Origin of the sequence: Allocoleopsis franciscana PCC 7113, from assembly GCF_000317515.1 — a bacterium.
Taxonomy (GTDB): Bacteria; Cyanobacteriota; Cyanobacteriia; order Cyanobacteriales; family Coleofasciculaceae; genus Allocoleopsis; species Allocoleopsis franciscana.
Genome location: NC_019738.1, coordinates 309,928 through 331,917, shown reverse-complemented (window position 1 = coordinate 331,917; position 21,990 = coordinate 309,928). Strand labels below are relative to the sequence as shown.

General features: G+C 45.7%; 21 protein-coding genes and 1 pseudogene. 12 read left to right on the top strand and 10 right to left on the bottom strand.

Features of this window, described 5'->3' with window-relative positions; genetic code table 11:
- Positions 1–8 precede the first annotated feature (8 nt).
- Complete coding sequence (locus MIC7113_RS01395) at positions 9–461, top strand: DUF4332 domain-containing protein (protein WP_015180388.1); 453 nt, start codon at positions 9–11, stop codon at positions 459–461.
- Between the two features lie 47 nt (positions 462–508).
- Here the strand turns inward: MIC7113_RS01395 and MIC7113_RS01390 are convergent, their stop codons facing one another.
- A complete protein-coding gene (locus MIC7113_RS01390; RefSeq protein ID WP_015180387.1) occupies positions 509–1,123 on the bottom strand; it encodes a TetR/AcrR family transcriptional regulator in 615 nt (204 codons plus the stop codon).
- Positions 1,124–1,462: 339 nt separating this feature from the next.
- On the opposite strand from MIC7113_RS01390, the gene MIC7113_RS01385 reads away from it, so the two are divergent.
- Positions 1,463–1,966, top strand: a complete 504-nt coding sequence (locus tag MIC7113_RS01385) for a hypothetical protein (RefSeq protein ID WP_155897897.1) — start codon at positions 1,463–1,465, stop codon at positions 1,964–1,966.
- 127 nt (positions 1,967–2,093) lie between these two features.
- Here MIC7113_RS01385 and MIC7113_RS01380 read toward each other — a convergent pair whose 3' ends face one another.
- Positions 2,094–2,690, bottom strand: coding sequence for a hypothetical protein (locus tag MIC7113_RS01380; RefSeq protein ID WP_015180384.1), 597 nt, complete (start codon positions 2,688–2,690; stop codon positions 2,094–2,096).
- Positions 2,691–2,758: 68 nt separating this feature from the next.
- On the opposite strand from MIC7113_RS01380, the gene MIC7113_RS01375 reads away from it, so the two are divergent.
- Together MIC7113_RS01375 and MIC7113_RS01370 are read left to right on the top strand one after the other, a co-directional pair.
- Positions 2,759–3,553, top strand: coding sequence for an MOSC domain-containing protein (locus MIC7113_RS01375; RefSeq protein ID WP_015180383.1), 795 nt, complete (start codon positions 2,759–2,761; stop codon positions 3,551–3,553).
- Positions 3,554–3,690: 137 nt separating this feature from the next.
- Positions 3,691–3,990: a DUF3288 family protein gene (locus MIC7113_RS01370; protein WP_015180381.1), complete on the top strand. Its 300-nt coding sequence runs from the start codon at positions 3,691–3,693 to the stop codon at positions 3,988–3,990.
- A 13-nt stretch (positions 3,991–4,003) separates the two neighbouring features.
- Here MIC7113_RS01370 and MIC7113_RS01365 read toward each other — a convergent pair whose 3' ends face one another.
- The 4 genes from MIC7113_RS01365 to MIC7113_RS01350 all read right to left on the bottom strand — a co-directional run bounded on the left by MIC7113_RS01365 (position 4,004) and on the right by MIC7113_RS01350 (position 8,466).
- Positions 4,004–5,473 (bottom strand): MlaD family protein, encoded by a 1,470-nt coding sequence (locus MIC7113_RS01365; RefSeq protein ID WP_015180380.1) that lies wholly within the window; start codon positions 5,471–5,473, stop codon positions 4,004–4,006.
- A gap of 144 nt (positions 5,474–5,617) precedes the next feature.
- Positions 5,618–6,400 carry an ABC transporter ATP-binding protein gene (locus MIC7113_RS01360; RefSeq protein WP_015180379.1) on the bottom strand — a complete coding sequence of 261 codons (783 nt, stop codon included), beginning with the start codon at positions 6,398–6,400 and terminating at the stop codon, positions 5,618–5,620.
- 160 nt (positions 6,401–6,560) lie between these two features.
- Entirely contained in the window at positions 6,561–7,655 is a 1,095-nt protein-coding gene (bchI, locus tag MIC7113_RS01355) for a magnesium chelatase ATPase subunit I (protein ID WP_041780332.1), read from the bottom strand.
- 37 nt (positions 7,656–7,692) lie between these two features.
- Entirely contained in the window at positions 7,693–8,466 is a 774-nt protein-coding gene (locus MIC7113_RS01350) for a DUF429 domain-containing protein (RefSeq protein WP_015180377.1), read from the bottom strand.
- Positions 8,467–8,718: 252 nt separating this feature from the next.
- On the opposite strand from MIC7113_RS01350, the gene MIC7113_RS01345 reads away from it, so the two are divergent.
- The 7 genes and pseudogenes from MIC7113_RS01345 to MIC7113_RS01315 all read left to right on the top strand — a co-directional run bounded on the left by MIC7113_RS01345 (position 8,719) and on the right by MIC7113_RS01315 (position 14,246).
- Positions 8,719–9,399, top strand: a complete 681-nt coding sequence (locus MIC7113_RS01345; RefSeq protein WP_015180376.1) for a hypothetical protein — start codon at positions 8,719–8,721, stop codon at positions 9,397–9,399.
- Between the two features lie 44 nt (positions 9,400–9,443).
- The gene (locus MIC7113_RS35790; protein WP_015180375.1) at positions 9,444–11,372 is read left to right on the top strand and encodes a hypothetical protein; all 1,929 of its coding nucleotides are present in this window, start codon (positions 9,444–9,446) and stop codon (positions 11,370–11,372) included.
- Between the two features lie 12 nt (positions 11,373–11,384).
- Positions 11,385–12,512 (top strand): annotated as a pseudogene (locus MIC7113_RS35785) (DUF1802 family protein); the annotation flags it as partial.
- Positions 12,513–12,645: 133 nt separating this feature from the next.
- Positions 12,646–12,993 carry a DUF433 domain-containing protein gene (locus MIC7113_RS01330; protein ID WP_015180373.1) on the top strand — a complete coding sequence of 116 codons (348 nt, stop codon included), beginning with the start codon at positions 12,646–12,648 and terminating at the stop codon, positions 12,991–12,993.
- The gene (locus tag MIC7113_RS01325) at positions 12,983–13,345 is read left to right on the top strand and encodes a DUF5615 family PIN-like protein (protein ID WP_015180372.1); all 363 of its coding nucleotides are present in this window, start codon (positions 12,983–12,985) and stop codon (positions 13,343–13,345) included. The genes MIC7113_RS01330 and MIC7113_RS01325 overlap by 11 nt, the downstream gene beginning before the upstream one ends.
- A gap of 317 nt (positions 13,346–13,662) precedes the next feature.
- Complete coding sequence (locus tag MIC7113_RS01320) at positions 13,663–13,950, top strand: hypothetical protein (RefSeq protein WP_015180370.1); 288 nt, start codon at positions 13,663–13,665, stop codon at positions 13,948–13,950.
- Complete coding sequence (locus MIC7113_RS01315) at positions 13,950–14,246, top strand: hypothetical protein (protein ID WP_015180369.1); 297 nt, start codon at positions 13,950–13,952, stop codon at positions 14,244–14,246. The genes MIC7113_RS01320 and MIC7113_RS01315 overlap by 1 nt, the downstream gene beginning before the upstream one ends.
- 60 nt (positions 14,247–14,306) lie before the next feature.
- On the opposite strand, the gene kaiC is transcribed toward MIC7113_RS01315, so the two are convergent.
- From kaiC to MIC7113_RS01300, 3 genes are all read right to left on the bottom strand, one after another.
- Entirely contained in the window at positions 14,307–15,866 is a 1,560-nt protein-coding gene (gene kaiC / locus MIC7113_RS01310; RefSeq protein ID WP_015180368.1) for a circadian clock protein KaiC, read from the bottom strand.
- Positions 15,867–15,959: 93 nt separating this feature from the next.
- Positions 15,960–16,274, bottom strand: coding sequence for a circadian clock protein KaiB (gene kaiB, locus MIC7113_RS01305; protein ID WP_015180367.1), 315 nt, complete (start codon positions 16,272–16,274; stop codon positions 15,960–15,962).
- Positions 16,275–16,395: 121 nt separating this feature from the next.
- On the bottom strand, positions 16,396–17,313 hold the full coding sequence (locus tag MIC7113_RS01300; RefSeq protein WP_015180366.1) for a circadian clock protein KaiA: 918 nt from the start codon (positions 17,311–17,313) through the stop codon (positions 16,396–16,398).
- A gap of 315 nt (positions 17,314–17,628) precedes the next feature.
- On the opposite strand from MIC7113_RS01300, the gene MIC7113_RS01295 reads away from it, so the two are divergent.
- The gene (locus MIC7113_RS01295) at positions 17,629–21,522 is read left to right on the top strand and encodes an ATP-binding response regulator (RefSeq protein ID WP_015180365.1); all 3,894 of its coding nucleotides are present in this window, start codon (positions 17,629–17,631) and stop codon (positions 21,520–21,522) included.
- A gap of 116 nt (positions 21,523–21,638) precedes the next feature.
- Here the strand turns inward: MIC7113_RS01295 and MIC7113_RS01290 are convergent, their stop codons facing one another.
- Positions 21,639–21,920 carry a DUF6812 domain-containing protein gene (locus MIC7113_RS01290; RefSeq protein ID WP_015180364.1) on the bottom strand — a complete coding sequence of 94 codons (282 nt, stop codon included), beginning with the start codon at positions 21,918–21,920 and terminating at the stop codon, positions 21,639–21,641.
- Between the last annotated feature and the right edge of the window lie 70 nt (positions 21,921–21,990).

The following is a 21,990-nucleotide window of genomic DNA, read 5'->3' as shown; positions in this document are numbered from 1 at the left end:
TAATCGGGATGTACTCCAAAGCTAAAATTCCACGTAACACAACCCAACCCTGTAACTGGTCGATTGATCAACTACCGGGATTAAGCCCTCAGGATCGTACCAAACTCAAAGGAGTTGGTATTAAAACCACTGGACAACTCCTACAAACAGCCAGTACTCCACAACTGAGGCAAGCACTGGCTAATCAGTTACAAATCAAGACTCAGTACGTAAACAAGTGGGTTGCCCTAGCCGATTTGGCTCGCCTTCCGGGGATTGGTTCCCAATATTGCGGACTCGTGCTTCATGCGGGTGTGTGTTCCGTAAATCAACTGGCTCAGACTCCGATTCACCGATTGCATCAACAAATCTTACGTCTGCAAGTGACTATGATGCAGCGCAAAGATTTGTGTCCTCAGGTAGACCAAGTAGCATCCTGGATTAAGCAAGCGCGTGATTTAGCCGAAAAGCATGAATTATAAGCATAAATTGTATACTTGATACTTCATGCTTCAGCCTTCATCAGTTCCTACTCTTTGGTTAACACGCCATTGAGGAAAATATCCGCAATTCCTTCTGCCATTTCTTGCATCTGTTTGGGGGATGCTCCTGGCTCCATAATCGTTTCATGGCTGAAACCTGCAACAGCAAACATTCCCAAAAACACCTGAGCGACTATTTTGGGATTGACTCGTCGATAAATGCCTCGATCCATGGCGGTTTGGAAAAAGGCTTCCGCGACATCGGTCATTTTAATGATCACTTCTGACTGAATGCGATCGCGCAACTCCGGATGAAACTGCGCCTCCATGAAGCAAACCTTCATCATATCGGCATTCTCATGCATTCGCAGCATCCGCCGCCGCATCACCTGTGCCACCGCCTTATAACTGCCCATCTCGCTGAGTTCTGTCAGCAAATCGGTCAGAATTTCGATCCAGCCTTGAGTGGCTACCTCAATTAAGATTGCCTTTTTGTTCTCAAAATGGCGAAATAGGGTACCTTCTGCTACTCCAGCTGCACTCGCTAAATCACGGGTTGTTGTACCGTCATACCCCCGCTTCGCAAATAAATGCTGTGCGGCTTGGAGGATGCGCTGCCTTGTCTCTGTTTCTGACTGAGGAGGCCGATTTAAAATTCGCATTTGAAGTCCCAACAAAAGCTGTAGCGCTATTGTCCAACAGGATACCTAATAATTGACCAAAGTTTTATAGTTTCTCACAAATTCCTTACAAAATCAGGACAGAGAAATGTTTGAAGCTTGATGGAAAACGCCGTAAAACCCACGGATGAGAAAGCGTGGGATACAAAATTTATCAGTCTGCCCCTAGACTGGGTTTGCATTCTCTCTCAAACTCCAGTCTCCGCGACCATTCGCCGTTATGTAACTCTCTTTGTTTTTATATAACATCTCACAAAGATTTTTGCCATTATGTAACTTTTTAAATATAGTAAAAGAGTACACAACCAAAACCTAAAAAATGTGTCTCGAAGGCTAACCATCGCTGTACCCGAATCGTTATACGAACGATTACAGAATGTTAAGCAGGAAATCAATATATCTGGCGTATGCCAGGAGGCTTTGGAAATGGCTGTGACGTTGAAAGAACTAACCATTGATTCTGGTGAGCGTGAAACATTGATTGAGCGCCTCAGGTTAGAACGGAAAGCTGTTTTAATCCAAATTAAGGAAAAAGGATTCAAGTTTGGTCAGAAATCGGCTCATAATTTGAGTTATCAAGATTTTCAACGGCTTGAGCAGAGAAAGGATATTACGGCAAGCCTTGATGCAGCAGACTTTGAAAATATGTGGGAATTTCTCAATGCTCATAAACCTCAAGCGGAAATGGGATTGGATGAAGAGGGATTATGCGGCCTACTCGTCATTAGCGAGCACAACAAATCGGCTTTTGTCAAGGGTTGGATTGAGGGTGTATTGTCGGTTTGGAACGATATTAAAAACCAAGTGAATACGACAGACCTTTAATAAGCTGTGACATATTTAATTTAGCTGTTAACGTAGCTGGGGCGCTGGGGAGCAGAGGAGTTGGGGAAAGGAATGAAGCGCTTTTATCCGGTTTTCAGAAGATAAAATTTAAATGCGCGTTAGCTTACTATCGAGTCAAACGAGCTAACCAGGTCGGATAGGCAAAAGAGCGATCGCATTCTAACTTTGGCCCTCGGTAAGTTTGGCTGACTTGGCTGACGATCTCCTGAAAATGAGGATCGACTTGCACCCCAAGGCTGCTATCATTTCTGTTACCCTCTGGTACGAACATTTCTAGCGCGATACTCCACCAGACTTCATTTCTGACACTCAGTTGGGTGAGTTCGTAAGTCACGCCTTGATAGTGGCGCTGCGATCGCACTTTCTTAACCCCAACCCACGCTTTTTCCTCCACAACATTCGCTGGTATCATGCTCTGTTGATCGGAGTCATCACAAATCCACTTCAGCCATTTTTCAGCTTTCCCCTCCCAACACTCACCCAATTGTAAAATCCCCAATTCTGCCTTGCGCCACTTCACTTCTAAACGTCCCTGGCGCAGTTTGATATTGAGATAATCGCACTCTGGTGTATATAAATACAGGTCTTCCCGTTTTTCTGGCGAACCCAAGAGTTTACCAGGACAATCCACATTAAACCAGTGTTCCACCTCATTGGCGGGTGTACCGCGAACAAACCAACGCAATTCTAGAGTTGTGAGCATCAACGACGATAGAGTGCGAACGACATTCTACCAGGGTATTATCTGATGCAATGCTCTTGGTCTGCCCCATGCCTGATCTTGCCCAAATTTTGATTTATCCCATCAAATCCTTAGACGGTGTCGCCGTAACCCAAGCCAAGGTACTCAAAAGTGGTGCTTTAGAGCATGACCGAGAATTTGCCATGGTTGATGAGCAAGGGCGATTCGTCAATGGTAAGCGTAATCCTAAAATTCACTTATTGCGATCATCCTTTGACCTCAATGCTCGGACTGTATCCTTACAGATTCAAGATACAGAGTCAACTCAAGTGTTTCACCTCGATGAGGAAAGAACGGCACTAGAAGCGTGGTTGAGTCACTATTTCGGCAAAACGGTACAGTTGCAACAGAACATCTTTCAAGGTTTTCCTGATGATACCAATGCCCCTGGGCCAACTGTAATTAGTACCGCCACGATAGAAACAGTAGCCAGTTGGTTTTCCGAAATCAGCACCAATGAGATGCGACGACGCCTAAGAACCAATGTTGAAATTGCCAATGTTCCACCCTTTTGGGAAGACCAATTATTTGGCGAAGCGGATAACATCATTCAGTTTCAAATCGGCTCGATTCAGTTTGAGGGAATTAATCCTTGTCAGCGTTGTGTAGTACCGACACGAAATTCTCTCACAGGCGAAGCTTATACAGACTTTCAGAAAATATTCATCACTAAACGTCAAGAAAGCTTACCTTCTGGGGTAGCGGCTTCTCGTTTTAATCACTTTTACCGCCTCAGTGTCAATACACGTATACCAGAATCCCAAGCGGATAAGATTTTACAAGTAGGAAATGAAGTGAATATTCAAGATACAGTAAAGGCTTAAGCAGGATATGCGGAAAATTCAACCCATTTTACTGATTATTGGGGCTGTAATCCTGCTCGTCTTCTGGGTAATTTTTGGTTTATGGAACTATAAGCAAATGACTAAACCCATCACAACGATAAGAGGTTAAATAAATCATGGCTTCAGCCGCAGAAAATAAAGACCAACAACATCCTCAAGAGAAGAACGACAAAGACATTGTTGAGCGTCTCTTACGAGAAGAACCCAGCAATCGCCATTATGCAGAACTTGCCCGATTACGGATTCGCTATTGTAGTTTTCCAGGTGCTAGAGAGATTCAACAAAACTTGGACGCTATTCTCCAGCGTTGGCAGATGACGGAAGAACAGCTATTTGAGTTAACCCGTCAGATCCATGCAACGGGTCAAGTTTACAAACGGGGTAACAACTCACAAGGGCAAGATGATTGGAGTTAGGAACCTATCTCTCCTAGTTCGGCGGACTCTCACCTTTAATCTCAGCTAACGGCTGGGAGGTGGCTTGAGGTACAGGCAGCTTCTTCGGTGCTGGGGGAAATAGGGGGGGTAAATCCTTCTGACTATTGAGCTGTTTAGTGGGATCGGGTAGCTCAACGTTAGGCTGAGGTTGTCCATTTTTTACAGCTTTGGAAGTCGCGCTGTCGGCAGTTGCATTAATCGCGGTACTGACGGGTTCAATAGTCTGAGCCACCTGGACTTGTTGTTGCAATTGTTCTGTGGAGGAAACCAGTTTACCCAAGCCATTGACTAACTGTTTCAGATTTTCGCGGAAGGCTGGATCACCCGTTAAATCATCTAAATCCGATGTAATTTTTTGGGCATTTTCAAACGTTGCCCGTGCTGAATCTAGAGTTTGTTGCAAGAGGACTACGTTATTCGGGTTATTCAGAGATGTGGAGATGTCACGCAGATTAGCGGACGCGGTTGCTGCATTAGCGGAGAGGGTTTCTAAATTCTTGAGCAGTCCCCCCACATTAATCTGACCGGCTGTGGTGTTAAGCTTACCAGCGGCAGAGCTGAGCTGCGTTGATATCGGTGTGAAGCTGGCTACAAGTCCACGCAGTTGATCGCTGGTTTGACGGACACTATCTAAGGTTCCGACTAAACTGGCTCGATTTGTAGCTACTAAATTATTGGCGGTAGCAACCAGTTTGGTTAATTCGCCAGCCGTCAAACTATATTGATTAGCTGTGTTACTTAAGCTATCCGCCGTGTTCCCAAAGCGATTCGCTGCGACACCAACTTGAGCCATGGTTTGATTGGCTGTCCGAGAAAGGGTATTGGTAGCCGTGGAGAAGCTGCCCAATTCTTGTCGCGCCGAACGAGACAAAAGAGTCAATTCGTTAGTGAGTTGGGTGACACTCGTAGCCGCAACCGCAGCGTTTTGAGTCAGAGTTTCAACGTTACCAAAAAACTTAGGGTCGGTATAAACTTCAGCAAGGCGAATGGTGTAGCGCAGTAGTTCTTCAAAACTGACACCAATCCGACCCGCAAGTCGATCATTGTTACAAATTACTAGGGTGGAATTGCATTGACGGCTCAGAGGATCGATCGATTCTGCTTTGGCTGGCAGTGGTTTTTGGGGTGTGATATCAATTGAGGTTTCGCCAACTAAACCGGCTTGATTGGCTTCAATGACCACATCTTTAGGGATTAATAAATCCGGGTCACTAATTTCCACAGTGGCATTAACGCCGTTGGTTTCCGGTGTAACTTCCGTAATTCTCCCCACCTTAACGCCGCGATAGCGTACCATCGCCCCCGTTTTCATGCCAGCAACATTGGCAAATTTCACGATGAACTGGTAGCTACGAGCACCAAATGTTTGGCCTCGTATCCATATCACCAAACCAACAAATACAGCAAGTCCTACCAGGATTAATAATCCAACAGAGCCTTCTCGAACTGTTCGCGATCGCATGATTTTTCTTCCTTCGCTATTAGCTGTTAACTTTTAGCTTTGTGCTCTCTACCTCTTACCCAGAACTAATACTGAATCACAAATAACAGCTAACCGTCAGTGAACTGATCGCTATCTACTATATTAAGTATGCTAATCGATATCTTACCCAATCGCCTGAATGGGTCCAGTGACACTAGCACTAAAAAATTGCCGTACTAGAGGATTATCCGTCGTATCAATCTCGCTAACCTTACCTTGCCACTGTATTTTGCCTCTGTAGAGAAACACAACCCGGTCAGTCGTGCGGCGAATCGTACTATCTTGGTGGGTTACCATGACGTAAGAACCGCAACCCTCATCAGCAAACTGGAGTTGACGGACTAAATCCTCAATAACGGTGGAAGCGATCGGGTCAAGACCCGCTGTGGGTTCATCGTACAGCAAAACTTGGGGGTTGTCTTTGGCATTATCGGGATTCGCCATAATAGCACGGGCAAAACTGACACGTTTACGCATTCCTCCGGATAACTCAGAGGGGTAGCGGTTGCCGATACCCGGTAAACCGACCATCTCCAGGCTGCGCGCAACCAAGTCCCGAATCCGCCTTCGCGGTAATTTTGAGTGCTGGTAAAGCAAGAAACCAACATTCTCTTCCACCGTTAATGAGTCGAACAACGCCGCCTGCTGAAACACCATGCCAATACCAATGGGGTCTTGGGCATCCTCGATTAAACCTTGGCGTTGTTGCCCTGCCACATAAATTTCACCAGTTTCAACGGGAGTGAGACCCGCAATAATTCGCAGAATGGTTGATTTCCCGGTGCCAGAAGGACCAATAATCCCCAGCGCCTCGCCCCGATAAATAGTCAAGTCAACATGATCCAGGATAATGTTATCACCGAAAGACTTGCTAACTCCCTTTAGTTCAATCAGGGGTTCTGTCATTTCCAGTTGCAGGTTAATAGGTTGAAGGTTAACAGATTATTGGTTAGTTAACAGGTTAACAAGTTGAAGGTTAGAACGTTTAACCTGCTAACGTTCCAACCTTCCAACTTTTAATAGTGAGCAGTGAGCAGTGAACAGTTGGTTACGGCTCACTATTGAATTAGCGAACTCCATTGGCTGTCGCGGCTGAATTGGCCTCTGATGAGGCTTCTAAGCCAAAAACACGGCTAAAGGCTTTTTCTACCTTGTAACCGGAGTCAATGGATTCGAGTGGGTCTTTGCGTAGACGGTGACGCAGACATAATGTGATCACACGGCGAATATCATCAACGGTGACTTCGTTCCGTCCTTCCAAGGCAGCTAGTGCTTTGGCGGCACGGTTGGTTACAATATCACCTCTAAGTCCATCCACATCGAGTTCTGAGCAGACTTGAGAAATTTTGACTCGCAAGTCATAGTCCAGCTCGACTTGAGGCAGTAGCTGTTGAGCGGCAACGAGCTTTTGCTGCATGGCTTCTTGCTCCGGCTGATGCTGCTCCATGAAGGCTTGGGGATTTAGGTCAAAGGCTGCTCGTTGTTCCACAATCTCGACACGCAAGGCTGGCTCTTTGACGGTGCGGATTTCTGCGTGCATCCCAAAGCGATCGAGGAGTTGGGGACGCAGTTCGCCTTCTTCGGGGTTGCCGGAACCGACGAGTACAAAGCGGGCGGGGTGACGAATGGAGATGCCTTCTCGTTCAACGGTGTTCCATCCACTGGCGGCGGAGTCTAGGAGGACATCGACTAAATGGTCGTCTAATAGGTTGACTTCGTCTACGTAGAGGATGCCACGATTGGCTTTGGCAAGGAGTCCGGGTTCAAAGGCTTTCACGCCTTCGGATAAGGCTTTTTCAATATCAATGGTGCCGCAGACTCGGTCTTCGGTTGCGCCTAAGGGGAGGTCAACCATTGGGACTTTTTTCTTGACAATTGAGGGATTTTGTGATGAGCTATGATCACTCATCCCGTCTGGGTCGTTGGGGTCGCTGTTAAAGGGGTCGTCGGCAATGACATCAATTTCTGGTAAGAGGTCAGCCAACGCCCGAATGGTGGTGGATTTACCGGTGCCGCGATCGCCCATGATCATAACTCCGCCGACCTTGGGGTCAATCACATTCAACAGTAGCGCCAGTTTCATTTCTTCCTGACCCACAATGGCAGTGAATGGAAAAACCATGCGGCGAGCGGTCATTGGTGCTGGGGCAGTTGGACTCACTTCAATTACCTGATAGTTAATCTTTTCTTTACGCTTATCATTTTGCCACAAAGCGATCGCTCAGCTTTGAGTGATTGATGGTGGGGGCGGGAATGACGATATAGCCGGTGGTGCTGTCGCCGAGTACCCAGTTGCGATCGCTTCCCCAGTACCACCAGTGGGCGGCGACATAGGCGCAGATCAGGCTATCGAGTTGGTCTTCCACGGCTTTGAGGGCGATTCCGGCGGTGGGGATTTCCTGGGGGAACGAACCACACAGAGACGGGGGGCACAGGGAGGGGGTGAGGGTGGGTAGGATGTTGAGGATGTATTGGTGGAGTTTCAGGAGTTCTGAGCGGCGATCGCTGAGTTTGCCTTTTTTGTATTTTAGGATGCGGGTTAGCCCAAATAGATGCACGATCGCAGGATGGGGATAGACTTCGATTTGGTAGCGTCCTGGAATTTGGGGGGTAATGATGGGGGCGTGGGTAAAGCCTCGTGCTTCTAGGACTAGACCAAATTCGATGGTGTGTTGGGCAAAGGGGCGTCCGAGATTGGCGGGGTAGCAACCGGCGTGATAGTGACGAAAGTGCTGGTGGGTGAGTTTGTCGGGTAGGCGCATCCCTGTGAGGTTGGGGATGAGGGTGGGGGCATCGACGGCAATCATGGCGGGTTCGCTGGGTGCCGTCCATTGGTCTACCCAATTTAGGATGTCTGTGGTTGTTTGCTGTCGGTTTAAATCTAGTAGCTGTAGGCTGCCATCTGACCATTCTAGGCAGCACAAACCACTTGCTCCTGAAGTCCAGCCGAGGTCAATTCCTAAAAATTTCATTACTGATATTGCAACCTCAACAATATGTTTGTAGGGGTGGGTTTAGTCCATCAATTTTTATGTAAATCGATAACTGTTATCCAAAACCCGCCCTCAACCTACCGATAAAAGATTTTAGATTTCCGTAAATTTACGGAAGCATTATATATTGCCGTTCCTGATTATTGTTTTTAATCGGCGTAGTTACAATAACTTGAGGGATTAGTCTGTAAATCTTTTATCGTATCACTCAAATTACTGAGAATTATCAAAATGTCAGCAAAGAATAAAGCCAAAGCTAATGATTCAGGAGTTAACGAACAGCAAGCCAAAACTCGCTTGCTGCTTGCCTTGTGGGATATGGGCGCAACTAAGACGGAAGTGATGAAAGGTCAACTGACTAAACGAGTTGTACAAAAGAGTCACAAGGCATCAGACTATCAAGGAATCTTTGATGAATTGGAAAAAGAGGGCGCGATCGCAAGTGAAAAAAATAAATTTTCTCTCTCTCCTCAAGGCGTGGCAAGGCTAGGCGAGTGTCTGAAAAATCCTGAACTTCAGTTTGAGGGAACGATTGTCGGGACTTGGGTTGCTAATGCCTTAGTCAGGTGGATTGCACAGATGGATGGTGCTGTCAGCACTCCTGCTGCAAAAGCGAAGACTAAGGAAAAGGCGATCGCATCCTACGATCAGTTTAAGCCAGTAGCGTTGGAAGTCTACGAAAGGCTGAACCGTGACTACAACTTAGATGATTTGGTGCCGATTTATCGGATTCGGCGGGAAATAGGCGATCGGGTTAGCCGTTCCCAGTTCAGTGAGTGGCTGATGGAGATGCAGGCTAATGACATTTTTCAGCTTCAAGGCGGCAGTGTAGAAGACAGCGCTCCAGACAAAATTGAAGATTCCATCACCACAGAGCTCGATGGATTACGCTGCTATGCCAGACTTCTGTAATTCTAAATTGTCGTTCACTCCTCACTTACTCATTTCACAAACCTATGACCAGTACTATATCTAATATCGACAACCTCATTAGAAATCACAATCCCTTCGCAGGTCATACTGTTGTTAGACCACCGCAGATATGGGCAAAGAGTTTTCCTGATGTTCCTTCAATCAATGCTCACGCCTCTAATGCTGTTTTGGAAGCCGTTAAACAAGTACGTCAAGGGCAACGTCAAGTTGTAGGCATTACTATTACGGCGGAAAAAGGGCTAGGAAAAAGCCAAATTATCAGTCGGATTCGGCACCGTTTGCAGGTAGAAACTGGTGCTTTGTTTATCTACATGAGTAAGTATGACAACCTGAACCAAATTAAGTATCAATTTCTGCAAACTGTAGTGTCTAGCCTCAGAGCATTTGGTAGTTACCAAGGGGTAATGCAGTGGCAAGAACTAGCAGCGACTTTGATTAACGAAGGAAAGAAATGGAATTACACACCTCAGCAGTATATTAGTCTATTTCCATCATGGTTGAGTAAACATTCAAACAAAGTAGTCGAACACTTCACTGATTGTATTCTTCAGATAAAGCCTCATATCAACAATCCCTACATAGTGAAAGCTATTCTTTGGACACTCTCTTCTGCACATGCTATCTATGCAACTCATTGGCTCTCTGGCTTTGAATTAACGCAGACCCAAGCCGAGACAATGGTACTCCCCAATCCCAAGAGAGAGGACAAGGAAGCGGAAGCATTAAGCACTATTCGCCAGATTCTAGATATAACAAGTGACTACAGAGTTCCTGTAATTTGCTTTGATGAATTAGATATTGCAGACGCTGATGATAATGGCTTTACAGCAGCACAAGTCATTGCCAACTTAACAAAAGATTTATACAATAACCTCGAACGCGGTGTTTTGCTGCTGGCGATGTATCCTGAAACCTGGAGAGATCAGGTTAAGACTTTGCCACAAGCAGAAGCGGTTATTGATCGGCTGGTAAGTGAACAAAGGGACAGACAACCTATCACCTTAAACTATCTGAACTCTGATGATGTTTTAGCAATAGTTTTTTATTGGTTGAAAGATTTTTACGAAGAAAATCAACTAAATCCACCTCATCCTTTCTATCCATTTGATGAAAATAAACTTAGAGACCTTGGCAAGGGTAAGCCTACCATAAGAGCGGTCTTGAAGTGGTGTGCTGAACATTTTGTTGTATCTATTTCAGATGACGATACAGGGAAGGACAATACAGGCTCAGGTAATGGTGGTTCAGGAACAACAAGGGACACCCATCCTGTTGAACCTTACTTCGAGACAGAGCTGGCAAATATTGAAGGTGATATAGATGTATTGTCGGAGGAGAATAATGATGCCATTGCTGATGCTTTATTGTTAGCATTACGGACTATAAAAAAACAAACATTAGAAGGTGTAACAATTCATGAAATTGAAGAAATTCAAGCCAGTAGTGCTGACAAAGGATACATTCACTTCAAAGTTGTCGGTAAAGAAAATAAAAAAGCAGTCAAGATTGGAGTGGCTGTTCTTCAGCAATCAGGTGGGAAATATCAGGGAGCTGCATTAAAGCGGCTAACTGACTATGAAAAATTTGACTTAACTCGCGGTTGCCTAGTTCGTTCCAAGAAAATTAATCCTGGGGCTAAAGCAGCTAGAGATGGTGTGAGAAAACTTTTGAGTCAGAAAGGCGGAGAGTGGGTACTCTTGCAGGCTCAAGACATAAAGCCTCTTTTAGCTATCTTGTTTGTTCACGATAACCGTGAAAGTTATGAGTTGAGCGAGGAGCAAATTATCGATTTTATTCAGCACAAGAGGTTAGCGATTGATAACCCTCTCATTCGAGAGATTCTAAGCGATCCTTCTGGTCAAGAGCCTGAAAACTTATTTGATGAAGATATGCCCGTTAGCATTCCTCAAACTGTATCTGATTCAGTAGATAACATCGAACTGAACATATAGCTAACCGTATGGACAAAGGAAGCCTTGCTGCAAACTCTCTCAAAGCGGGGGAATATCTTTCTTGCTTACCTAAGAGTTTATAGGCTACCTCAGCCACTGGAAGTGCCAGTTAATTTTAACCCTCGGTTTGTGCCTTTGCCGCATTCGCTGAGTGTTACTGAATCTTCGCCAGTATTGAGCGATCGCATCTTCACCCAACGCCGCCGCCAACTGGAAAAGCTAGAGCCACCATTGCATCCTGAATTGGAAGAGTTGGAAAGTGCGATCGCTCAACTCGACAACCCAGATGCCCAACCGCTGAATAATGAACTTAGACAATTCTTAGGGTGGGCTAGCAACTCACCCACCCAGCGACTTAATTCCCAGCCTGCCTGGATAAACAGTATTGCTGACTTAGGGAATCGCAGCAAAGAACAAGATACTGGAAAAAGCAACTATCAAGCTGGAACAGATTTTGAAAATGTTGTGCGCGATAGCCTTGAGTTCCTAGGATTTACCATTGACTACTCCCACAAAGGGGGCGCTGGTGGCTTAGATTTATTCTGCTCAAAACCCTATCCGCTCGTTGGTGAGTGTAAGGCAGGTAAAAAAATTCCTAACGATACGGCAGTCCAACTGTTGAATCTGGGAACGCTACGCTTGAAAAACGAAGAACTACTCAAGCAAACGGCTAAATTAATCATTGGCCCCGGTGAACCGACTCAGCAACTAGCAGACGCCGCAACAATACATAGTATGTCGATTATCAACCCCGAAACTCTTGAAAAGCTGGTCAAACTTCAAGCTGTGTATCGCAACTCAATAGACTTGTTTAAGTTGAAGGAATATTTGAAGCCAGGACAAGCTGATGATGAGGTGGAAAAATATATTGAGCAGGTTTCCAGCCAAATTAAGCTGCGATCGCACATCGTTCAGCTTGTGAAAACGTACCTAGAAAACACAGGTAATGAGAGGGTCAGTGTCCATTCCCTTCATGGTGCGTATGCAATCTCCAACCCACCTCAACCGTTGAAGTTAGAGAAACTGCACGAAATGCTAGTTGAGCTTTCCTCGCCTTTAACCGGTTATTTGGGACGAAAAGAGGGAGACGATTGGAGGCGCGATCGCTTCTACTTCCTGCGCGAGCTTAAGGTTGATTGATTACTTGATGTATGAAATGCGATCGCACCTTTTTTTTCCTGGCAAACTGAGAAGCGATCGCTCTATATATCACCGCGACAATACCATTTCGCTAAGATAAAACAAACCTAATAGAAGTCTTTGCATCTGATAAATGTCCACTCAACAGCTTCCTGATTATTTCAACTTCCTCGCTCCTGGGGATATTCGACTCAAAGGGTCAAGAATCGGAATTGAAACAATTCTTTACGATTACATCGATCGCGGTCACTCTCCAGAAGAAATTGCCCAAACTTACCCCTCGCTCACTTTAGAACAAGTCTATGCCACAATTCTTTATTACCTTCAAGACCGAAAAACCATTAGCGAATACATGAGAAACTGGATCGAACACGGTCACACAATGAGGGAACAACAGCGCCTTAATCCCCCACCCGTTTCCGAAAAACTCCGGCAATTGAGGGCAGCACGAAGAGCAGTGAAACAAGCCAATGAGTCTTAAATATCTGATTGATGAAAATGTTAATCCCCTTTATCCCAATCAGATTAGACAGCTAGAACCCGATATCGTTATCAAAGTCGTGGGAGAACCGGAAACACCTCCGAGAAGTACCCTCGATCCAGAGATTCTCTGTTGGTGTGAAGAGAATAATTTTGTGCTGGTAACCAATAACCGCACCTCTATGCCAGTACACTTGGTTGACCACATCGCGCTAGGTCGTCATGTGCCAGGTATTTTTATTCTAAATCCTAATTTAAGTGTCGGCGAAAATTTAGAAGAATTGATATTAGCTGCTCTTGCCTCTGAGGAGGATGAATATCAAGATCAGATTGTGTATTTACCCTTACCGTAATGCGTTTGGAGAGATGTTTTGAGACGAAAAGAGGGAAGTGAGTGGAAGAGCGATCGCTTCTACTTCCTACGCAAGATTAAGGCTGAATTATAACTAGATAAAGGAAATGCGATCGCACGTTGTTTTCCCTGGGAAGCTGAGGAGCGCTCGCTAAAGATACCATTGAGTAGAGGAGTGCGATCGAACTAACATAAGTGACAGACGAAACCAGACAATAAATAGCCAGACCACTTGCTAGAGAGCTAGCATCAAGAACCATAATTCCTCCCAAAAGGTAGGGTCAAGGTTTTAAGACGTTTGGTGAATTTAAAAGAGCAATGGGCGCTGCTGGCACGGGACATACTTGGCATCATATTGCCGGACAAACCACATCAAATTTACAGAGATTCGGTGCTGTAGCAATCCATAACACAGGTAATCTGGTTCGACTCGCACATGGGAAAGGCTCGATTCATCAAGAAATCACCAATTTCTACAATTCTGTACAACCCGCTCTAAGCGACTCATCAGATATCACAGTTAGAGAATGGCTCAGTACTCAATCTTTTGAAGAACAACAAGACTTTGGCATTAGAGTTATTCAAACTTTTGGAGAAATCGTTTAATGCTTACCCTAGACGTACAATCCATCTTAAAATCCATTTCCAATGAAGTTCGTTGGCAAGACATCGTCCAGTTCGATCAACTCGATGAGCGTGTTGCTATAGCCAATGACCTTTGTGCCAATATTATTGGCGTGAATGAATCGTTCATCGAATGGTGTCCCAATAATGAGCCACTCAACCTTTTGGAAACCTTAGTTTGGTGGTGGGTTGTCCGTCCCGATTTGGGAGCGGCTATTGCCATTGAAGCGCCTCAAGAACTCAAAGAGATTATCGGTCACTACATTCTGCAAAACTAGCTTATAGATACCATCTTTATAGAAGTTATTGACGCGCCAAGGACAACCATACATCCTGAATTATTCCTCTGACTTGCCACGAACTCCCTGAACAATCCGGGAAAGTTCACTCTTTTCATCCACAGCAATACGAGTGGGAGAACCACTAATAATTCGTTCGTAATTGCGGAACGAATCTTTGATATCTGGTCCCTCCTCACTGATGGTATACTCCCGAATCGCCGTATCGTGCCAGGAACCCCGCATTTTAAAGACGTTAATGGCACGGGACATTTCCCCTCGAATTTCCACGTATTGCAACATCAAAATTGTGTCCGTAATCGTAGAAATATGGGAATCTGTAATTGAGTGGGAACCCATAAATTGGTCAGTTGTATTGGTGAAAAAGCCAGTAATTTCTTCTTGCTTGGCGTAGCCAGTTACACCAATTACAAATTGCCGAAAAGCGTTATTACTAACTCCCCGTGCCAATGCTGAAAGCGAATCAATTGCAATTCGAGATGGCTTGAACTCAGCAATCTCCGATTTAATGATTTGTAAATGGTCTTCTAACCCGGCTGATTCGGGATAAGTACAAAGGATTTTCAGTAATCCCTTGTGTTCCAAATCTTCAAAATCAATCCCCCAAGAATAAGCATTCCGAGATAGCTGAGCTCGTGATTCCTCGTAAGCGAAAAGAATAGCGCGATCGCCTCGTAAGCAGGCATCTTCAATAAACTTACTAACTAACAAGGTTTTGCCCGTACCAGTCGCCCCCGTTGCCAGAATAATTGAATCTTTGAAAAAACCACCCCCGCACATTTCATCCAGAGTTTTAACCCCAGAAGAGACACGGGCATTAGAAGAACGCTGAGTCAATCGCATCGCTCCTAAGGGGAAGATATTAATGCCCTGATTCGTCATCGTAAAAGGATATTCTCCTTTCATGTGAGTTGTGCCGCGCAGCTTGAGAATTTCCATGGTACGACGGCGACGTTCTCCTTCTAAAACGTTACGCACAATCACCACATTATCTGAAACAAACTCTTCAACCCCAAACCGCGCTACCGGCCCATACTCTTCAATTCGTTCTGTCGTCATGACTGTGGTTACGCCAATTTGTTTGAGGCGTGCCACTAAGCGAAAAATTTCTCGCCTTACTACCGAGGCAGCATCATACTGCTGAAATATTGCGGTAATCGAGTCAATAGAAACTCGCTTGGCTTTGTATTTACGAATCGCATACTGAATTCGCTCAATTAAAGCAGAAAGATCGAAGTTTCCTACAACTTCTTGTCCCTCCGGATCGGGTGAAGCATCTAATATAAATAGCTTGCCATCATTAATTAATTTTTGTAAGTCCCAACCAAAACTATAGGCATTTTTAATGATATCTGTAGGAGATTCTTCAAAGGTAACAAAAACACCGGCATCATCAAAGTAGATAATACCGTTATAAAGAAACTGAACGGCTAACAAGGTTTTACCCGTGCCTGATGTTCCACTGACTAATGTGGTTCGACCAACTGGTAGGCCCCCATGACTGATATCATCGAAGCCTTCGATCAAAGTCCGTATTTTCTGGACTCCCATTAATGCAGATTCGTCTGGCTTTGGCTCAGTGGGGTTAAGTTGACTCATATTTATCGATCTAAAACAAAGATATTACTCAAAGGAAAAGAAAATATGTATTTTAGCCTATACAGACCCAAAGTCTGCTATTTATTCAATTTTCTAATCGTCTGCTTCCCCTTCCTGTAGTTCCTCATAAAGTAGATCCAATCCGATCAAGACTTTTTCTCGGTCTGAAAGATCACCAATAATTTTGCGGACAGGAGGCGGCAAGACTTTCGACAGAGTGGGGGTCGCCAAAATTTTATCTTCCTCAGCTAGCTGTGGGCTTTTTAATACATCAATCACCTTGAGAGCATAAACCCCTTGAAATTCCTGTTCTAGAATCGTTTTTAGTGTTTTCAAAGCCCTGACGGAGTTGGGTGTGTTTCCAGCGACATAGAGCTTCAGAACATAAGTTTTCTTTAATGGACTCATAAAGAAAGTAATGAGCAATCAGCAAGGAGATGGTTCAGAATACAAGAACGACCTGGAATAAGCTCTCACTAAAACATGTATAGTTAAGAGCCTCACTAAAGCTTATCGCTAAATTCCGCTTTTACGACTCTCTGGGGATTGACCGGCGATACATTTCGCCCAAGTGAGCGATTACATCGATCAGAGTCAGGCGATAGTCTAGTAAAATATCCTCACTTCTCCCTTCTAGCTTCAACTGTTTAGAAAATTCCTCCATCAGTTCCATATGAATTTCGACAATCCTCGATACTGAAATATCAGCAAAAAAAGATTTATCAACAAAGTTATCAATTCTTTGATTGAGAGTATTGTCCTGGGAAAAGTACTTCAGAACGATCTGACGATACTCTGACTTTAAATTTTCTAAGATCTTTTGCCTCTCGCTGGGCGGTAAGTGGCGTAGAAACAGTTGAGGGTTTCGTTTGTAATACACGCCTAGGTATCCGAGTCGCTCCTTGAGTTTTTCAGATAATCGACGCTGCTGCTGGAGCAGGAAACTTCGGTGGGACAGTTCGGTGGCGATCTCATCTGTGGTAAATAGATCGGGTAAGCTAGAAACAGGAGAAAGAGTGACAAACTGAGCGATCGCCTTGTCAATAAAGCCACTGAGTTCAGGCAGTTGGCTAAAATGGAGGCGAACTTCAGCCGCATGGAACAGAGGATTGGTCTGCGCGGAGGAAGAGTTATTGTTTTTTTGAGCGGGAGGAAGTGATTGGTTAGTGGTTGCGTGAAAAGAGATGACTTTGGATTCCTGGGGCAAAATAACCACAGGGAGCAGCGTTCCTTGTTCCGACAAGCGGTGAGTCACATTTTTTAAGGAACCATCATCCTCTAACACTAAGCAATCGATCTGGTGTTTATGTTGCTCAATCACATCGAAAAAATCAGATTCTGAACAAGCTGCAAGCCAAATATAGCGATCGCCACTTAGAATCTGACTCAATGACTGAGCCAGGGGTTCAGAATTTACAAAGGTACAGACAGTCAGTTGGGGAGGCAAGACAATATAGTTTAAAAAAACAAAGGATTGATTGACAGTGTTACATCACTCTTCTGGGGTACATTTTAACAATTTCTTTAGAAAAATACTTAACAATAATTTAAGCCATCTGTAAATTGTAAGTAATTGTAATTGCTATGCCATCCGTGTCCCCGATCGAGAGCAATAATTGAGCAATACCTAGTCCTTATGCTTTAGCCTAAAATTTTATGCTTTAGCTGATTTGACTATGAATCGGCTTTATTTTCAGTTCAGACGAAGAGGCGCTGCGCTTGTAGCCATCCTCTTCGTATTGCAGCAAGATTGGTCATATCCATGCCAACTCCCAGTCTAAAAGAATTTGCTCAAGCCACTCCTGTTTGCTCACAAACATCTGGCCTTGCTGACCTGCTGGAGATTTTTTCCTCTTCAGGGTGTCATGCAATTGTGGTCGTCAGCCCAGAGCATTGTCCCCTGGGAGTCGTCAACCTGCCCAAAGTGATGCCCCACCTACTCGGTGCACGGCAGTCAGGGGATTTTCCCCTCACGATGACAACGAGAGATGGCGACAGACCTATCTGTGAGCTAGAGCCGCCGATTATTGAACCATTGGCAATCCTACCAGCTCAGTTGAGTTTAAGCCAATTCTGGCCTTATCTCCAAGAATCAGAAGAAAGCCTAACGCCGAACTGGGGAGGTTGGGTACAGGGGAGCCAAAGCTTGAGTAAGAGTCTGAGCCGTCCAGCCCCACAAGAGTGGGCGGGATGTAGCCCGGAGGGGAGAGACAGAGACATTCACCCCCGAACTCAGCGAGGGTTCCACAACTCCTACGGAGACTCTCCCCCGGAGCGGACAACTCGCTACGCCAATATCCCCTTGAATTCTCACCGATTCACTCCAGAGCCGGTTCCCTGCTGTGATCAATGTCAGTCATCTCCTCAGCACTGGGCATTGGTAGATGAACAGGGCAAGTTTTCAGGATTGCTCAATAGCTGGCGGCTCTTAAAATCCTTAGCTCCAAACACTACCCAACCTGAGACGACAAATCGGGATAAACAGCCCCAGCCCACGAACCTCAAACCCTTAGTGCAACTGCTAGAACACCTGCCCTTACCCTTAAGCATACAAACGACAACAGGGCAAGTGCTGGCTCAAAATCTCATTTGGCGTCAACAGATTGGAACATCACCAAACTTAGACTGGGTCAGACGCACAACGGCTGCAATGTTGGATTTTTCATCGAATGAGCCATGCTCTACAAGAGAGAGCGTTTCTAGACCGGATGGTGTCACAACCCTAGCGAATGCAGCCAATCAGGCATCCTGTGAATCCCTCTTGCCTGCTCCTCGTGGAGTGAAAGAACGAGGTAAGAGGGCGGAACAAGCGGGGATTCAGTCCTTCTGCGCCATGGATACCCCCCGCTTGACAACAACGGTTTCTACACAGCAGGTGATCTTATCCGCACCAGTGATGAGCCAAACCCAGGAATCATCGATGGTTGGGCAAGCCTCTTCCCAAACACCGGAAGCGCTGAAAAATAGTCAGGAGCGAGTCTTCTCGTTTGTCAAAATTCCCCTATCGTCTGCCGTGTTTGAGGGAGAAAAAGCACAAGCGTGGGAGGATTTATCCAACCCTAACTCTTCTTCCTATCCTTCGAGCATCTCCGACCTGTGTGTTGTGCTGGCTCAAGACACCACAGAGCAGCAGCAAGTGACCAAAGAATTGGCTGCCAAAAATGCAGATTTAATCCATCTCAACCGACTTAAAGATGAGTTTTTAGCCTGTATTAGCCATGAGCTGAAAACACCCCTCACGGCTGTGTTGGGTTTATCCACGTTGTTGAAAGACCAAGCTTTGGGAGAACTCAATGAACGTCAAGCCCGCTATGCTCGGCTGATTTATCAAAGTGGGCGTCAGCTCATGACGCTGGTCAACGATATTCTGGATTTGACGCGGATGGAGACCGGTCAACTGGAACTGAGCTGTGAGCCAGTACAGATTCAAAGTGTATGCGATCGCGCCTATTCCCAAGCCGGTCAACTCCACCAGGAAAAAGAGCAACAGGAAGACCCCACCACAGAAACCCAATTTACCCTAGAGATTGAACCCGGTTTAGACACGCTGGTTGCCGACGAGCTACGCCTGCGCCAAATGCTCGTGCATCTACTGTCCAACGCCCTTAAATTTACAGATGTCGGCGGTAAAATGGGTTTGAGGGTCAATCGTTGGGAAGGCTGGATTGCTTTCACTGTCTGGGACACCGGCATTGGTATCCCACCGGAAAAGCAGCACTTGATCTTTCAGAAATTCCAACAACTAGAACAACCTCTAACTCGTCGTTTCGAGGGAACGGGTCTGGGATTGGTCTTAACTCAACGCCTTGCACGCTTACACGGCGGAGATGTCTCGTTTATTTCCAAGCCAGGGGAAGGTAGCCAATTTACTCTACTCTTACCCCCCTGTCCCCCTCAGTCTAGGGGAGTCGATGGGGAGATTTACACCTGTCCGAGTCCTCATGCCCAATGCCCCATCCGCAACCGTTTGGTGTTAATTGTCGAAACTGTACCTCGCTACCTGGACAGTTTAACGGAACAGCTTAAGAGTCTGGGCTATCGGGTGGTGATTGCCCGTTCCGGTACGGAAGCGATCGAAAAAGCCCGTGGCTTGCAACCCTGTGCCATCTTACTCAATCCCCTCCTCCCCCAACTTTCCGGCTGGGATGTCTTGACTCTCCTCAAGTCAGATGCCCAAACCCGCCACATCCCAGTGTTGGTGACTGCGACACAGGCTGAAAAACAGCAAGCTTATCAAAATAAAGCCGATGGCTTCTTAAGCCTACCCGTGCAAAAACCCGCCTTACTTCAGAGCCTCACGGGATTGGAACAGCAAGAGCGTCCAACAACTAGCAGCAAGGGTTTGACGATTCTACATCTGAGTCCTGTAGAGATGTACCCTCAAACCCCGGTCGATTTGCCAGCATCCTCTGACTCCTCTAACCTGAGTTCTGGGATTACTGAACTCTTGAGTCTTCAGCATTCAGACCTCAATTACCGGGTTCTTGAAGCCGATGATTTAGAGCAGGCCGAATTATTGGCTCGTGTTTGGCAACCCGATGTGGTGTTGCTTAATGCGGCGAAAATTGCAGATTCGCTCTCATACTTAGAACAGTTTTCGTTATATCCTGGTTTGCTCTCTATACCTCTGGTAACGTTGGATCACCAGACGACAGAGGCGGCGAATCAAGTCACCGGTCTTTCCGTTTATCCTTGTTTAGCGCCCGATAACGCTTCAAAAATCACGGCTTTGCTGCAAGTTCTGCAAGTGGCAGCTGGGATAAGTTACATGCCCAGCATTTTAGTGATGGATATTGGGGAGCAGGGGGTTACACAGGTAGACGATCACTCCTTATCTCAAATTGCACCCTGGCAAGACTCCAGCATCAATCCTCTTGCTTTCTCGGCTTCCGGCTGTGCGGGAAGCCATGGTGAAATCGTATTAGAACCGTTGGGTTCAGTACGGCGGGATTTGAGTCAGTCGGGTGCCAAAGGGTTGCAGCACGAAGTCCCACAGCGCACGTCAGCAGACTCCTATGCCTTATCATCAGGAGGACAAGAAGCTCTCCCCTGCCAAACGTTTCAGCAATGCTTTCAGGGAACAGGGGGTTCTGTCAGTCACGTCGAACGGGAAATGGGTGGGATGCACAACAGAGTTACTCCACAGGAACTCCATCGCCTACCAGTGAGGCAGAGTCGAAGGGTACGAAGTGCAGGGGGTAAGGGAAGATATTCCCAAACTGCCACACCCTTAAAACCTCAATCTTCTTGGCTTCAAGCCCTGATGCAATATCTTCAAACCGCTGGGTTTAGAAGCGTACTTTCCGGCTCTTGGACAGAAATATATCATCAACTCCAAGAGCAAAGTGTGGACTTACTGTTGATTCGGATTAAGGATATCAGTGATGCTTCAGGGTTGGTGAGCGGACTGCTGGCTCTGACTCAGCTACAAAAGCAAAAGCTACCACCAATTTTAGTGCTGGATCATCGATTAAATAGCGATAGTCAAGCTGTAGGGGCGCGGTTATCACCCAGGAATCAAGGAATGATCGGGAGGGTTGACTCTACATCTACTCTGGACTCTGTACTCACTGCCGTTGCTACTCAAATTCTGCGTGGAAATGCCCTGTCCATGACCCAGTTATTGGAGCAGATTAATCAGGCTCTAGGGATGTGATTTTGTATTCGTTAGCATCGGAAGCATCGGAGTCGGATGTTTTTTAACGCAGAGGATCACAGAGGTTTTCGCCAAGGGGCGCAGAGAAGATGAGAGCTGGTTTTTGGTTATAGCTGTCACCCCTTTAGCCCTTTTAGTCTGCCGTAATCCTTCTGGCGATCGCTATATCCCTCGCCCAAAAATGCGATCGCATTTTTATTGATGCAAAGAGATTCCATCTGAGTAAGGAGTTGACCCTGACTGTATACTTCGACATCCGTTAACTCAATAAATGTGCGTGAATTATTGAGTACATCTGAAATATGGAAATAATAACCATCATCAAATAAGCTGGTTCTAATCTCTCCTAAAATTTCCAGTTCATTATTTGTCAGAACCTTAACTCTCACCTGACTCATGTTCAGTCATTCCTCTACTGCAAGCCTCTATGGCTTTATCACAGAAACTTATACACTTTATGCAGTAATT